Raw genomic sequence first — 13,987 nt, 5'->3', positions numbered from 1 at the left:
GGCTAAAAATGTGAATATCTGCAAGTTCATGTGCACCGGACTATTTAAAAACCATGTCCGCTTGCCGGTGGGGAAGTTCGGACCGAAATCAAAAAAGGGATCCCATGGCTGGTAAGACACTGTATAAACGGGTTCTCCTCAAAGCGTCAGGTGAGGCGCTGATGGGTGAGCAGGGATTTGGCATTGACGTGTCCGTTGCTGACCGCATTGCAAGTGATATTGCCGAAGCGCGTGCGCTCGGCGTTGAAGTCGGCGTGGTTATCGGCGGTGGTAATATTTTCCGCGGGCTGGCTGTTGCCTCCAAAGGCGGCGACCGCGTAACCGGCGATCATATGGGTATGCTGGCTACAGTGATTAACTCGCTGGCTCTGCGCACCTCTCTGGTCAAGCAGGGCGTTGATGCAGTTGTGCTTTCGGCGATTGCTATGCCGGAACTGTGCGAGAGCTTCTCGCAGCGTCAGGCAACCGCCTATATGGATCAGGGCAAGGTTGTAATTTTTGCCGGTGGTACCGGTAATCCGTTCTTCACAACCGATTCTGCGGCTGCTTTGCGTGCTGCTGAAATCGGTGCGGATGCCTTGTTTAAAGGCACGCAGGTTGACGGTATTTACAGTGCTGATCCGAAGAAAGATCCGTCTGCCACGCGTTTCGACCGTCTGACCCACAAGGAAGTGCTGGATAAAGGTCTGGCTGTGATGGATGTGACGGCAGTGGCTCTGGCACAGGAAAACCGCATTCCGATCGTGGTTTATTCCATTCATGAAGCAGGCGGCTTTGCGCAGATTTTGCAGGGCAAAGGCCGCAGCACGGTTGTGACAGACGCCTGATAAGCACCGGTTCCTGAATTGAATCTGTGTGTGTACACAGATTCAATTCAGCAAAGCTTTGATTTTGTGCTTATCATTTGCGTCAAGCTGTTCTAAACAAAAAGCGAATTGTGTGGTCTGAAACCTGTTTCCGACTATCAGGCAGTATTATGCGCTGTAAAAGCGCAAGATGTTTGGTGTACGCCCAAGGAGAGATATTATGAGCGACGCTCTGGATGTAAATGATCTGAAACGCCGTATGGATGGTGCGATTCAGTCCTTCAAACATGATTTGGGTGGTCTGCGTACCGGACGCGCTTCAGCAAGCCTTCTGGAGCCTCTGACGATTGAAGCCTATGGTTCGACCATGCCGATCAATCAGGTGGCGCAGATTACTGTTCCTGAAGCCCGTATGCTGTCTGTTTCCGTTTGGGACAAGAGCATGGTCGGTGCGGTTGAACGTGCAATCCGCGACAGCGGTCTGGGTCTGAACCCGATTACTGACGGTATGACACTGCGTGTGCCGCTGCCGGAACTGAACGAACAGCGCCGTAAGGAACTGGTTAAAATTGCGAACCAATATGCCGAAGGTGCTAAAGTTGCCGTTCGTCATGTGCGCCGCGATGGTATGGATCAGTTGAAGAAACTGGAAAAAGACGGCACCATCAGTCAGGATGACAGCCGCACCCTGTCTGACAAAGTGCAGAAAATGACTGACGAAACCATTGTGGAAGTTGATAAGCTTCTGGTTTCCAAAGAAGCGGAAATTATGCAGGTCTAAGGCACCATTCGCCCGATCGGGGGCATAAAGGTCGCTCTAAACTGTAAGAACAGGCATCAGAGTGGTTCAGTATCAATTAACCACTCTGATATCTGAGACTGCCGTATATCTCCGGTGAAAAGAATATATCCGCGAATACGCATAGTGAATGCCGGAGTGGCCGTGCAAAAGACATTTTGCGGATTCTATTATAGTACAGAATAATTATGCATGTTGTTGCTGGTTGCAGTCTGATGCTGATAATTCTCTAAGTTCTTAAACCGGATAAGCATGGCGCCTGACGGCAGCCGTTTTGTCAAAAAAAGGAATATGCCTGAATGTCCGATCCGCGCCACATCGCCATTATTATGGATGGCAATGGTCGTTGGGCTAAAGCACGCGGTCTGCCGCGTGTTGCCGGTCATAAAGCGGGTGTGGATGCTCTGCGCGGCATTGTGCGTGCTGCAGGGGATAAAGGGCTGGAATTTCTTACCCTCTTTGCATTTTCTTCCGAGAACTGGTCGCGTCCGAATTCCGAAGTCACGGAACTGATGGGATTGCTGAAGCTGTTCATCCGCCGCGATCTGAATAAGCTTCACAGTCAGAATGTCCGTGTACGTATTATCGGCGCGCGTGATGACCTTGCCTCCGATATTTGTGTGCTTCTGAATGAGGCCGAAAAACTGACCGCAGCCAATAGCGGTCTGACGCTTGTTATTGCCTTTAACTACGGGGCGAGGGACGAACTGGCGCGCGCAATGCGTCAGATTGCCGAAGCTGTTGCGGCAGGGCAGATGAAGCCGGATGCGATCACGGCTGAAATGATTTCTGAAAGGCTTGATACAGCAGATATTCCGGATCCTGACCTGATTATCCGTACCAGCGGCGAAATGCGGCTGTCCAATTTTCTGCTCTGGCAGGCTGCTTATTCAGAATTTCTGTTCGCTCCGGAATATTGGCCGGATTTCAAGCCTGCGCATTTATTTGCTGCGATTGATGAATATCGGAAGCGGGTTCGCCGCTTTGGCGGGCTGGAAGCTGATGACATGCAAAATTTGTCCGGTGAAACGGACGTGGTACCTTTGCGGCATAATGCGGGTTAGGTTCGTGCTGTGCGTTTCAGCTTGGCCGGATCATAAATAGACAGACTTAGAGCGCATCCCGAAAAGTGCGAAGCGGTTTTCGGAGCAAGATGCGCGTAAAATCAAACAGATAGAGCATTTGTAATGATTCAATCTAAACTAAAAATGCTCTAGGGGCGAGGGTTTTCGTGTCCAATCTTCAATTGCGTATCATGACGGCAGCAGTGCTTGCGCCCGTTACAATTCTGCTGATCTGGCTGGGCGGTATGAGTTTCCGTGTGCTGGCTGTGGTGATTGGCTTCGCGATTTTCTATGAGTGGACAACGCTGAGCGCCTCGAAGCAGACACGCTCCGGCCTGACGGCAGGCTGGGCGGTGCTCTCGGTTGCTGCGGGTCTTATGCTGATACAGGTTCCGGCAATTCAGATTCTGGCCATTCTTGCAGCCGGTGCGGTTTTCCTGATCCAGCGCTCTAACTGGACTGCGGCAGGGCTGATCTATGCCGGTGTGCCGATGGTCTGTCTGGCGGTTTTGCGCGGCGAAACCACCTCAGGTCTGATTGCAATTATTTATCTCTTCGCACTGGTCTGGGCGACGGATATTTTTGCGTATTTCACCGGACGCAGCCTCGGCGGGCCGAAGCTGGCTCCGCGCTTTTCTCCGAATAAAACATGGTCCGGCGCAATTGGCGGTGTTGTGGCAGCAATGATTGCTGCAGCGGCGGTCAGCTATTTCAGCTTTGACCGCGTGAAATATCCGATGGTTATTCTGGCTATTGCGCTCTCGGTTGCCTCACAGATGGGCGACCTCGGAGAATCATGGGTCAAGCGCCGCTTCGGAGCCAAGGATTCCGGCAAGCTGCTGCCGGGGCATGGCGGGGTGATGGATCGCGTGGATGGCCTGATTGTGGCGGCTGTCATGCTCTATATTATCGGTGCTCTGGTGACAGGGCCGGATTCACCTTCAGCAATGTTTATCGGCATTGTTTTGCAGCCTTTGTAAGTAGCGCTGCGGTAAAAGCATATTTTGAGACTTTGAATTACGGGAGTTAGAGTTTTGGGTGATCCCCTTGCATATTTATTCGGCGGCGACAGCCTGCTGGTTGGCACATTACTTCCGTTTATTCTCGTTCTGGCTGTTGTTGTTTTTGTTCATGAGATGGGACATTTCATCGTCGGCCGTCTGTGCGGTATCGGCGTTCAGGCCTTTTCTATCGGATTCGGACCGGAGCTGATCGGTTATACAGCGCGTAACGGTACACGCTGGAAGCTCTGTGCGATTCCTCTTGGCGGCTATGTGAAGTTTGCCGGTGATATGAATGCCGCCAGTGCGCCGGACGGCGAGGGTCTGTCCGCCATGACTGAAGCCGAGCGCAAGGTTGCTTTTGCGACGCAGCCGGTCTGGAAGCGTGCTGCAACCGTTTTTGCAGGCCCGGCATTCAATTTTCTGCTGACAATTGCCATTCTGAGCTTCTTCTTTGCCAGCTACGGACGCCTTGTTGCTGATCCGACTATTGCAGAGGTTAATGAAGGCAGCCCTGCCGCTGTGGCAGGCTTTAAACCGGGTGACCGTTTCATCAATGTGGAAGGTACGCAGATCAATAGTTTTGCCGATGTGCAACGTATTGTGAACGGACGCAGCGGTGATGAACTGTCTTTCACGGTTGAGCGCGACGGGCAGGAAATCAACCTGAAAGCTGTTCCTGAAATTATGGAACAGACGGATGCGCTGGGTAACAAAATCAAGCTCGGTGTGATCGGTGTTACGATCACCAAAGACACAGGCAATTACCGCAAGGTTGAATATTCCCCGCTCGAATCGGTGGGTGAGGCTGTGGTCGAAACCGGACATATCATCAGCCGTACCGGTACTTTTATGAAGAGACTGGTAATGGGGCGTGAAGATAAATGTCAGCTGGGCGGACCCGTAAAAATTGCTAATATGGCCGGACAAGCGGCGCAACACGGCTTTGAATGGCTTGTTCAGCTGATTGCTATGCTGTCGGTTGGCATTGGATTGTTCAATTTATTTCCGCTTCCCCCTCTTGATGGCGGGCATCTGGTGATTTATGCGGGAGAGGCTGTTTTGGGACGTCCTGTTCCGGTGGCAGTACAGGAATTATTCTTCCGGCTTGGTTTCTTTGTCGTTCTCGGCTTTATGGGATTCGTCTTTTACAATGATCTCTTTGGCTGCTAATCTGAACTGGACAAGGCTCAAGCCTTTGAATTAAAACATTAACGAATTGTGTAAAATACGAGGGGATTATACAAGAAAAGCAATAATCTGTTTACCATGCTATTGGATTTGCGTGGCACCTGTGCCACGTTCGGGAATGAAGTAAACAGATTTTAATAGTGAAGCTTGCTTGTATATGAAAACTGGTTATTACAGTTTGCATTATGCGCTATTTTCCCGGATTACGGCCCGGGGCAACGAAACGAAGGTTAAATAGACCTATGACGGCAAATTCAAAGTTCTTTGGTGCTGCTTCTGCGGTCGCTATGTCGGTAGCTATGGTTGCTGCCGGAACGTCAGCGATCTCATTTGCTACTGTGAGTGTTGCACAGGCAGCAGTCGTTAGTCGTATTGACGTTCGCGGTAACAAGCGGGTTGATGCATCGACAATTCGTGGTGCCATCGGCATTAAGCCTGGCAAGTCATTCACCAATGCTGATATTGATGCGGCTGTAAAAAGCCTTTTCAATATGGGCCTGTTCTCTGATGTTCGTATCAGCCAGTCGGGCGGTGCACTCGTTGTCACTGTTTCCGAGTTCTCGGTTGTTAACAACGTACTCTTCCAGGGTAACAAGAAAGTCAAAGATGCTGATCTCGGTCGTGCGGTAGAGCTGAAGGCGCGTAGCCCTTTTGATCCTGCACAGATGGAATCAGATCGTCAGGCCATCATTCAGGCTTACCGCAATGTCGGTCGCAGCGACGCTGTTGTGAACGCCCGTACGGTTGATCTCGGTCAGGGTCGTGTAAACGTTGTTTATGAAATCACTGAAGGCGGCCGTACAAAAATCGCCAATATCGATTTCGTAGGTAATGAAGCTTTCGGTGGTCGTCGTCTGCGTGACGTGATCTCCACCAAGCGTACCAATCCATTGTCATGGCTGACACGCGGCGACATTTACAGCGAAGATCGTCTGCAGGCAGATGAAGAAGCGCTGCGTCGTTTCTACTACAACCGTGGTTATGCTGACTTCCGCGTGATTTCGTCCAATGCGGTTCTGGATCCTGCGACAAACGAATATACGATCACCTTCACTGTTGAAGAAGGTCAGCGTTATACATTCGGTGATGTTCAGGTTGAAAGCTCAATCGCCGGTGTTGATACAGAAGCGCTCGGCGGCATGCTGAAGACCCGCGCAGGTAAAGTTTATAGCGCCAACGACGTTGAAAAGTCGGTTGAAGCTGTAACTGAGCGCGTTGCCGGTAGCGGTTATGCTTTCGCTAAGGTTGAGCCACGTGGCGACCGTAACTTCGAAAACCGCACAATCTCGGTCGTTTATAACGTGGAAGAAGGTCCGCGCGCTTACGTGCAGCGTATCGAAATCCGCGGTAACGATAAGACCCGTGATTATGTTATCCGTCGTGAATTCGACATGAGCGAAGGCGATGCTTTCAATCAGGTTATGATTACACGCGCCAAGCGTCGTCTCGAAGCTCTGGACTTCTTCCAGACAGTTAACATCTCGACCGCTCAGGGTTCTGAGCCGGATCAGGTTGTGCTGATCGTTGACGTTGTTGAAAAGCCTACAGGTGAGTTCTCCATCGGTGCAGGTTATACATCGGGTGGTGAAACACCGGGTGCTTCGGTTGAAGGTTCGGTTGCAGAGCGCAACTTCCTCGGTCGTGGTCAGTATATCCGTATTGGTGCAGGTGCCGGTCAGGATGATGCGCGTAACTATTCGTTCTCGTTCACCGAGCCTTATTTCCTCGGTCAGCGCGTTTCTGCAGGCTTCGATATTTTCCGTAAGTCGTATCGCGTTAAAGATCAGTATGACGTAGAACAGACCGGTGGTACAATCCGTTTTGGTCTGCCGATTACCGACAATTTCGGTGCGAGCATCGGTTATAACCTGGTTCAGGAAAAGTATAAGCTCAAGAGCGAAGATATGGCGATCTACGCTCCGGCTTTGATTGAAGCTGCTGCACAGAGCCCATGGCTGCGTTCGTCGATTTCTTATGCTTTGACTTATAATACGATCGATAACCCGAACAATCCGCATGACGGTATCTATGTTCGCTTCGGTCAGGAATTTGCTGGTCTCGGCGGCGATGCCAAATTTATGAAGACAACTGCAAAAGCAAGCTATTACAAGACCTTGCTGCAGGAAGCTGATGTTGTTGGTGTGCTGACTGCCGGTGGTGGTTACATTCACTCCTTCACCGATGACGGTCTGCGTATCTTTGATATGTTCAAAGGTAACACTGATATGATCCGCGGCTTTAAATATAACGGTATCGGTGCCTATCAGGATTCTTCTGATGGTAGTGAACGTTACTGGCTCGGTGGTACAACTTACTTCAACGCCAGCGCTGAAGTTCAGTTCCCGATGCCGGTTGTTCCGGAAAGCCTTGGTATCCGTGGTGCGTTCTTCGCAGATGCTGCAACGCTCTATGGTAACAAGACTGAAGGTGCAATGGGAACCGGCAGTGCACTGCGAGCTTCGGCTGGTGTAAGTCTGATGTGGGCTTCTCCGTTCGGTCCGCTGCGCTTTGACTATGCTATTCCTATTAAGAAAGAAGATTCCGACAAAGTTCAGAACTTCAATTTTGGTATGTCGAGCAAGTTCTGATAAATTTGCTTTTTCCTGAGGCGTAATCTCTGAAAAGAAGATCCGCCTCAGGAGAGAAAGTATGTTGATGGCAGATCCTGTATTTTATACGCTGTCCTGTGCACTCAACGTCGCTGATATTGCTCAATTTACCGGTTCAGAATTGCTGACAAAGCAATATGCCGACCGGAAAATTGAGCATTTGGCGTCTTTGGATAATGCAACACCGGATTCTCTTGTTTTCCTTGAAGGTAAGAAAAACGAAGCTGCTCTGAGCTCGCTCAAAGCGGCCGCTGTGCTATGCGCAGAAGCGCAGGCATCATTGATTCCTGAGGGCGTTGCGATTCTGGTGAGTAAATCGCCGCAGCGGGATTTTGCTGCTGTCGGCCGTAAGCTTTATGCGCAGGCTGTGCATCCGCGCTCATTGCTGGGTGTTCCTGGTATTTCTGAAAATGCCACGATTCACCCGAGTGCTGAAATTGAAAGCGATGTTACGATTGAGCCGGGCGCTGTCGTCGGTGCCGGTGTATCTATCGGTTCAGGTACAACAATCTGTGCGAATAGTGTGATTGGCGCAGGCTGTAAAATCGGCCGCGATTGTATCATCGCGCCGAATGTTTCCCTGACCTATGCGCTGATCGGTAATCGTGTTTATCTGCATCCGGGTGTTCGCATCGGGCAGGATGGTTTCGGTTATGTGCCGGGTCCTGCAGGACTTGAAAAAGTGCCGCAGCTTGGTCGCGTCATCATTCAGGATGGTGTGGAAATCGGTGCGAATACCACGATTGATCGCGGTTCATTGAGTGATACTGTGATCGGCGAGGGCACCAAGATCGATAATCTGGTGCATGTTGCACATAATGTAAAAATCGGGCGGCATTGTATTGTGGCCGGTCACTGCGGAATTTCCGGCAGTGTTACCATCGGCGACATGACAATGCTTGGCGGGCGTGTCGGCCTTGCAGATCACATCACAATCGGTTCGCGCGTGCAGATTGCTGCTGCGAGCGGTGTGATGAATGATATTCCCGATGGTGAGAGATGGGGTGGTCTGCCAGCCAGACCGCTGAAGCAGTGGTTCCGCGATATTGCGACGTTGCGCAGTATCGGACAGTCTAAAAAGGAGAAATCCTGATATGAGTGAGAATGTTGAGCAGAACAGCCTTGGTTCAGCAGATATTCAGAAGTTGCTGGCAGTTCTGCCGCATCGTTATCCGTTTCTTCTTATCGACCGTATTGTCGATATTGACGGTGATGATTCCGCGACCGGTATCAAAAATGTGACATTCAATGAACCACATTTTACTGGACATTTTCCTGCGACCCCTATTATGCCCGGTGTATTGATCATTGAAGCTATGGCGCAGACTGCCGGTGCGATTTCAATGCTCAAAATGGGCCTTGAAAATGCAGGAACCGTATTTTTGCTGACAATTGATAACGCAAAATTCCGTCGTCCTGTTGTTCCGGGTGATCGCATGTTGCTTCGTGTTAAAAAAGTGAAGCAGCGCGGAAATATTTCAAGATTTGCATGTGTCGCTGAAGTTGACGGCGTTAAAGTTGCCGAAGCGGATGTCTCTGCAATGACCGGTGCGTAAGCAGACAGTCTGATACAGGCGATCCTGCAAACAAATACATTAATTTTCAAAGTCCGGTTCGGGCTTTGACATAACTGAAGAAAAAGCGTGATTTGAATGCGTGAAACCTCTATTCACCCGACAGCCTGCGTTGAACCGGGCGCCAAACTTGGTAAGGGTGTTTCTGTCGGCGCTTTCTGCCATGTTCAGGCAGGCGCAGAGATTGGTGATAACAGCGAGCTGATGAGCCATGTTGTTGTCACGGGGTTTACGACACTTGGTGAAAACGCCAAAGTTTTCCCGCACGCTATTCTCGGTTGCGAACCGCAAAACGGTAAGCATAAAGGTGGCCACACCAAGCTGCTGGTCGGCAAAAATGCGATGATCCGCGAAGGCGTAACCATGCATCGTGGTTCCGATACCAGCCGCGGCTATACCAATGTCGGCGATAATTCCACATTTCTTGCTTATGCCCATGTCGCCCATGATTGCGATGTCGGTAATCACGTTACTTTTGCGAATAATGTGATGATCGGCGGCCATTGTGAAATCGGCGATCATGCAATTCTCGGCGGTGGCGCTGCTGTGCACCAGTTTGTCCGCGTCGGCCATCATGCTTTTGTTGGCGGTATGGCGGCTGTTGTGCAGGATGTTATTCCGTTCGGCATGGCCATTGGCGTTCATGCGCATCTTGGCGGCCTCAACATCATCGGCATGAAACGGTCCGGTCTGGAACGTAAAGAAATTCATGCTGTGCGCCGTGCAACACGTATGTTGTTTGACCGTACAAAACCGGTGAAAGAGCGCGTGGAAGACGTGCGCATTGAGTTTGCAGATTCACCGGCAGTGGGCGATCTGATTGCTTTCATCACAGCCGATGCCAAGCGCAGCTCGTTCACGACACCGCTTCTGCATGGCAAGCACGGTCATATTGAAGACCATTCATAATATGACGAAAAGCGCTGTTTCTGTCCGGGCCGTAGATGCTGAAGCCAGAACCGCTATTATTGCCGGTAACGGGCTTTTGCCGCAAGTTGTGGCAGAGGCTCTTGAAAAGAAAGGCAATCCGCCCTTTGTCATCTGTCTGAAGGGCGAGGCGGATGAAAGTCTCAAACGGTTCGACCATGAAACTGTTTCAGTGGTGGAATTCACCCGTCTGATTAAGGCGCTGAAACAAGCCGGTGCGAAGAATGTTATTCTGGCGGGCGGTGTCCGCCAACGCCCGCATTTAAGCGATATACGTTTGGATATGACAACCATCCGTGCTCTGCCGCGGGTGTTTAAAGCTTTGGGCAAAGGCGATGATGCCTTGCTTCGTGCTTTTATCGGGCTTCTGGAATCCTACGGTTTCAATATGGTCGGTGCACATCAGATTGTGCCCGATATTCTGGCACCGGCATCATCCGTGCTGACTGCGGTTAAGCCGGATAAAAAAGAACAGCATAATATCGATCTTGCACGTGAGGCTGCCTTCATATTGGGCAAGCTGGATGTCGGGCAGGGTGCCATTGCGGCCGGTGGTCGTGTTGTGGCGCTGGAGGGTGCTGAAGGCACCGACAATATGATTGAGCGTGTGCGCCAGTTGCGTCAGGAAGGCCGCATCCCGCGTCAGGGCGGAGTGCTGGTTAAATGCGCAAAACCTGCACAGGATGAGCGGGCTGATCTGCCGACAATCGGTATTGATACGGTGACCAATATTGCAGCCGCAGGGCTTGCAGGTATCGCCATCGAGGCTGGCCGTACTGTGATGTTGTCCTATCATGACACAGTTCAATCCGCCGATGCTCAGGGCTTGTTTATTGTAACTTTTGACAGTCCGCGCGAATAATTTTTCAAAACCTGTATAGCTCTGCCGCTGTTCAGCAACTATGCTGCAGCTCTTGCAACCGAAGCACTTTCGTTTAATCGGTGCAGGGTAAAGCATTGCACAGTCAACTTGACGGCAGCTGTAATGCGACCAGATAAAGAGATAATACGGTTCCAATGATTTTGCTCTGACCGGAACCACTTTAATCCAAAGGATGCCGGTTTGAATATGAGTGAAAAACTTCCGTTGAAAATTGCTGTTGTGGCCGGTGAGGAATCCGGAGACCTGCTTGGGGCGGATCTCGTGGATGCGCTGCGTACGAAAACGGATCGCCTGATCAGCCTTGTGGGCGTTGGCGGCACACATTTACAACAGCGCGGATTGCAGAGCCTGTTTGATCCTGATGAGATTGCCCTGATGGGTATTGGAGCAGTGCTGGCACGTTTGCCGAAATTGATTATGCGGATCAGCCAGACAGCCAAAGCGATTGTGGCTGAAAAGCCGGATTGCCTGCTGATTATCGACAGTCCGGATTTCACTCACCGCGTGGCGAAGAAGGTGCGTCAGGCCGATCCGTCGATACCGATCATCAAATATATTGCCCCGACGGTTTGGGCATGGCGTCCGCAGCGCGCCAAGGAAATGCGCAAATATATTGATCATGTGCTGACGGTTCTGCCTTTTGAGGTAGAGGTTATGCAGCGCCTTTCCGGCCCGAAATCGACTTATGTCGGCCACCGGCTGAGCAGCTATCAGCCATTGCTGGATGTGGCTAAAGCGCGGAAAAACCGCAAAGCACCGGCAGAAGATGCCGAGAAAACCATTCTGCTTTTGCCGGGGTCCCGCCGGTCTGAAATACAGGCTTTGCTCAAAGAATTTGGCACAACATTGCAATTGCTGAATGAGCGTAACGGAACTGTGCATGCAATTCTGCCCACACCGGAACGCCATGAAGCCTATGTGCAGAACCTGACGAAAGACTGGCCGGTTAAGCCGGTTATTGTTACCGGTGAGGCTGCGAAATGGGATGCCTTTGCCAAGGCCGATGCGGCATTGGCTGCTTCCGGTACTGTGTCGCTTGAACTGGCGCTGACCAAAATTCCGGCAGTGATTACCTACAAGGCCGATCTCTTCAGCAGATTATTCATCACGCGGCTGATAACCATCTGGAGCGCATCACTGCCGAATATTATTGATGATACGCCGGTCATTCCTGAGTTCTTTAACGAGTTTGTCCGTGCAGGCATGCTGTGCCGTCAGATTGAGCGTTTGCTTGAAGATGGTTTGGTGCGACAGGCACAGATTGATGGTTTCGAGCGGATTATCACTAGAATGCATACGGATAAGCCTGCCGGTGAAATGGGGGCTGATGTGCTGCTGGAGCTTCTATCAAACAACAACTGATCTGATTTGTTCGACCAATTAAAAAGCCTGCCTCTGAGATCAGAGGCAGGCTTTTTTGTTTGTCAAATGCCTTATCTTTTAAAGCATGTCGCGGAAAAGTGGGTACCGGTTTTCCGATAACGACATGCGTAAAAACAAGAAGATAGAGCGAGCGTAGTGGCTATGATTAAACGCGACACGCTCTATCGGATAAGATGGACAGTGATCCGGCGCTCAATCCATTCAATGATATTGCGCAGCACCTCTACAATCGCCAGATAAATGATTGCCGCCCACAGATAGGTCTGGAAATCAAATGTACGGGAATAGGCGCGGCGGGTTTCGCCCATCAGGTCATAAACCGTGATGATTGCAACAATGGCGGAGCCTTTAATCATCAAAATGATTTCATTGCCGTAAGGACGCAGAGCAACAATCAATGCCTGAGGCAGGATGATCTTGCGGAATGTCTGGAATTTAGACAGGCCGAGCGCATGTGCACCTTCCCACTGGCCTTTAGGCACGCTGAGGATTGCACCACGCAGAATTTCAGCCTGATAAGCGGCTGTATTCAGCGTAAATGCCAGAACTGCGCAATACCATGCTTCGCGGAAGAAGCCCCAGAGTCCGATAGTTTCCAGAAACGGGCGGAAGGTTCCCAGACCGTAATAGATCAGGAAGATCTGCGCCAGCAATGGTGTGCCACGGAAGAAATACACATAGGCATAGGCGATGCCTCCCAGAATACGGTTGTCCGACATGCGAGCAAGCGCAACCGGCAGTGACAGCAAAGCGCCAAGCACAATCGACAGCGCAACCAGAATAAGGGTCGTTTTCAGACCGTTCCAGTAACGCGGTGCATAGGTTTCAACCAGATCAATCTGCCATGAATTATACAGATAGATTGCAAGACCGGCGAATAGCGCAAGCCAGATAGCAACCAATATATGGCCGGTAATGCGTGCGCCTGTCCACGGACGGGGCGGCTCAGCAGGGCGGAAAACGCGATCAGTTTGCATATTGCTTATTGTTGTCATTGACGCACCACGCTTGCTGCCGGCTGTTTGCGGCTGCCTTCAGCCCATTTTTCAATGCGGGCGATAAAGTAAGAAGAGATAATTGCAAGTGCCAGATAGATCAGGCAGGCCACGCCGTAGAACAGGAACGGTTCTTTGGTGACGCGCGCAGCAACCGAAGTCTGACGCAGAATATCTGTCAGGCTGATAACCGATACCAGCGATGTATCTTTGAGCAGAACCATCCAGAGATTGGCGAGACCCGGCAGAGCAATTTTAATCAGCTGCGGGAAGATAATCTTGCGCATGGTCTGAAAATTGGTGAGGCCGATGGCGAAAGCGCCTTCATACTGGCCTTTCGGTATGGCGCGAAACGCGGACAGGAACACTTCACTGGAATAGGAAGAGAAAACAAAGCCCAGAGCGATCATACCGGCGGCAAAGGCATTGACCTCTACTGAACCCTGAAAGCCGATCAGCGCAAAAACCTTCTGAACTGCAAGAGAGCCGCCGAAATACACCAGAAACAATGTGAGCAGCTCAGGCAGTCCGCGGAATATCGTTGTATAAATATTGGAAGCAAGGCGCAGCGATGGCTCTGCCGATTGCTTTCCTAAAGCCACAAGGAAACCGAGTAACAAACCGATTGGCAAAGTGGCAAGCGCCAGCAAAACGGTCGTCAACAGCCCCCATGCTATGCTCAGCCCCCATCCGTCCGGACCAAAGCCAATTAACACAGCATATTTTTCCATTTAGTCTATCCCTGTGAGGACGGG

The 13,987-nt window shown here is 50.9% G+C and carries 13 protein-coding genes; 11 read left to right on the top strand and 2 right to left on the bottom strand.

Going from position 1 to position 13,987, the window contains the following annotated elements:
• The first annotated feature begins 104 nt into the window (after nucleotides 1–104).
• From pyrH to lpxB, 11 genes are all read left to right on the top strand, one after another.
• Nucleotides 105–827: a UMP kinase gene (gene pyrH, locus JNC80_RS08230; protein ID WP_022712395.1), complete on the top strand. Its 723-nt coding sequence runs from the start codon at nucleotides 105–107 to the stop codon at nucleotides 825–827.
• 199 nt (nucleotides 828–1,026) lie between these two features.
• Nucleotides 1,027–1,587, top strand: coding sequence for a ribosome recycling factor (gene frr, locus JNC80_RS08225; protein ID WP_022712394.1), 561 nt, complete (start codon nucleotides 1,027–1,029; stop codon nucleotides 1,585–1,587).
• 317 nt (nucleotides 1,588–1,904) lie between these two features.
• Nucleotides 1,905–2,669 carry an isoprenyl transferase gene (locus JNC80_RS08220; protein WP_376710023.1) on the top strand — a complete coding sequence of 255 codons (765 nt, stop codon included), beginning with the start codon at nucleotides 1,905–1,907 and terminating at the stop codon, nucleotides 2,667–2,669.
• 167 nt (nucleotides 2,670–2,836) lie between these two features.
• Complete coding sequence (locus tag JNC80_RS08215) at nucleotides 2,837–3,649, top strand: phosphatidate cytidylyltransferase (RefSeq protein WP_075655422.1); 813 nt, start codon at nucleotides 2,837–2,839, stop codon at nucleotides 3,647–3,649.
• A 54-nt stretch (nucleotides 3,650–3,703) separates the two neighbouring features.
• Nucleotides 3,704–4,843: an RIP metalloprotease RseP gene (rseP, locus tag JNC80_RS08210; protein ID WP_022712391.1), complete on the top strand. Its 1,140-nt coding sequence runs from the start codon at nucleotides 3,704–3,706 to the stop codon at nucleotides 4,841–4,843.
• Between the two features lie 260 nt (nucleotides 4,844–5,103).
• Nucleotides 5,104–7,449, top strand: coding sequence for an outer membrane protein assembly factor BamA (gene bamA, locus JNC80_RS08205; RefSeq protein WP_151159256.1), 2,346 nt, complete (start codon nucleotides 5,104–5,106; stop codon nucleotides 7,447–7,449).
• A gap of 67 nt (nucleotides 7,450–7,516) precedes the next feature.
• Entirely contained in the window at nucleotides 7,517–8,563 is a 1,047-nt protein-coding gene (gene lpxD, locus JNC80_RS08200; RefSeq protein WP_033316251.1) for a UDP-3-O-(3-hydroxymyristoyl)glucosamine N-acyltransferase, read from the top strand.
• Nucleotide 8,564: 1 nt separating this feature from the next.
• The gene (gene fabZ / locus JNC80_RS08195) at nucleotides 8,565–9,026 is read left to right on the top strand and encodes a 3-hydroxyacyl-ACP dehydratase FabZ (RefSeq protein ID WP_022712388.1); all 462 of its coding nucleotides are present in this window, start codon (nucleotides 8,565–8,567) and stop codon (nucleotides 9,024–9,026) included.
• A gap of 96 nt (nucleotides 9,027–9,122) precedes the next feature.
• The gene (gene lpxA / locus JNC80_RS08190; protein ID WP_376710022.1) at nucleotides 9,123–9,953 is read left to right on the top strand and encodes an acyl-ACP--UDP-N-acetylglucosamine O-acyltransferase; all 831 of its coding nucleotides are present in this window, start codon (nucleotides 9,123–9,125) and stop codon (nucleotides 9,951–9,953) included.
• Nucleotide 9,954: 1 nt separating this feature from the next.
• A complete protein-coding gene (locus tag JNC80_RS08185; protein WP_376710021.1) occupies nucleotides 9,955–10,833 on the top strand; it encodes an LpxI family protein in 879 nt (292 codons plus the stop codon).
• Between the two features lie 207 nt (nucleotides 10,834–11,040).
• The gene (lpxB, locus tag JNC80_RS08180) at nucleotides 11,041–12,216 is read left to right on the top strand and encodes a lipid-A-disaccharide synthase (RefSeq protein WP_376710020.1); all 1,176 of its coding nucleotides are present in this window, start codon (nucleotides 11,041–11,043) and stop codon (nucleotides 12,214–12,216) included.
• Between the two features lie 182 nt (nucleotides 12,217–12,398).
• On the opposite strand, the gene JNC80_RS08175 is transcribed toward lpxB, so the two are convergent.
• Nucleotides 12,399–13,214: an ABC transporter permease gene (locus JNC80_RS08175; protein WP_245257358.1), complete on the bottom strand. Its 816-nt coding sequence runs from the start codon at nucleotides 13,212–13,214 to the stop codon at nucleotides 12,399–12,401.
• Between the two features lie 14 nt (nucleotides 13,215–13,228).
• Nucleotides 13,229–13,963, bottom strand: a complete 735-nt coding sequence (locus JNC80_RS08170) for an ABC transporter permease (RefSeq protein ID WP_022712383.1) — start codon at nucleotides 13,961–13,963, stop codon at nucleotides 13,229–13,231.
• Nucleotides 13,964–13,987 lie beyond the last annotated feature (24 nt).

The sequence above is a fragment of the Pseudochrobactrum lubricantis genome (assembly GCF_041929865.1).
Classification (GTDB): Bacteria; Pseudomonadota; Alphaproteobacteria; order Rhizobiales; family Rhizobiaceae; genus Pseudochrobactrum; species Pseudochrobactrum saccharolyticum.
The sequence above is the reverse complement of the archived record's forward strand: the minus strand, read 5'-3'. Positions and strand labels throughout refer to the sequence as shown.

Coding starts and splice junctions, on each gene's coding strand:
- JNC80_RS08175 (WP_245257358.1), bottom strand. CDS start 13,214: ATGCAAACTGATCGCGTTTTCCGCCCTGCTGAGCCGCCCCGTCCGTGG.
- pyrH (WP_022712395.1), top strand. CDS start 105: ATGGCTGGTAAGACACTGTATAAACGGGTTCTCCTCAAAGCGTCAGGT.
- JNC80_RS08220 (WP_376710023.1), top strand. CDS start 1,905: ATGTCCGATCCGCGCCACATCGCCATTATTATGGATGGCAATGGTCGT.
- fabZ (WP_022712388.1), top strand. CDS start 8,565: ATGAGTGAGAATGTTGAGCAGAACAGCCTTGGTTCAGCAGATATTCAG.
- JNC80_RS08185 (WP_376710021.1), top strand. CDS start 9,955: ATGACGAAAAGCGCTGTTTCTGTCCGGGCCGTAGATGCTGAAGCCAGA.
- lpxD (WP_033316251.1), top strand. CDS start 7,517: ATGGCAGATCCTGTATTTTATACGCTGTCCTGTGCACTCAACGTCGCT.
- bamA (WP_151159256.1), top strand. CDS start 5,104: ATGACGGCAAATTCAAAGTTCTTTGGTGCTGCTTCTGCGGTCGCTATG.
- JNC80_RS08170 (WP_022712383.1), bottom strand. CDS start 13,963: ATGGAAAAATATGCTGTGTTAATTGGCTTTGGTCCGGACGGATGGGGG.
- lpxB (WP_376710020.1), top strand. CDS start 11,041: ATGAGTGAAAAACTTCCGTTGAAAATTGCTGTTGTGGCCGGTGAGGAA.
- lpxA (WP_376710022.1), top strand. CDS start 9,123: ATGCGTGAAACCTCTATTCACCCGACAGCCTGCGTTGAACCGGGCGCC.
- frr (WP_022712394.1), top strand. CDS start 1,027: ATGAGCGACGCTCTGGATGTAAATGATCTGAAACGCCGTATGGATGGT.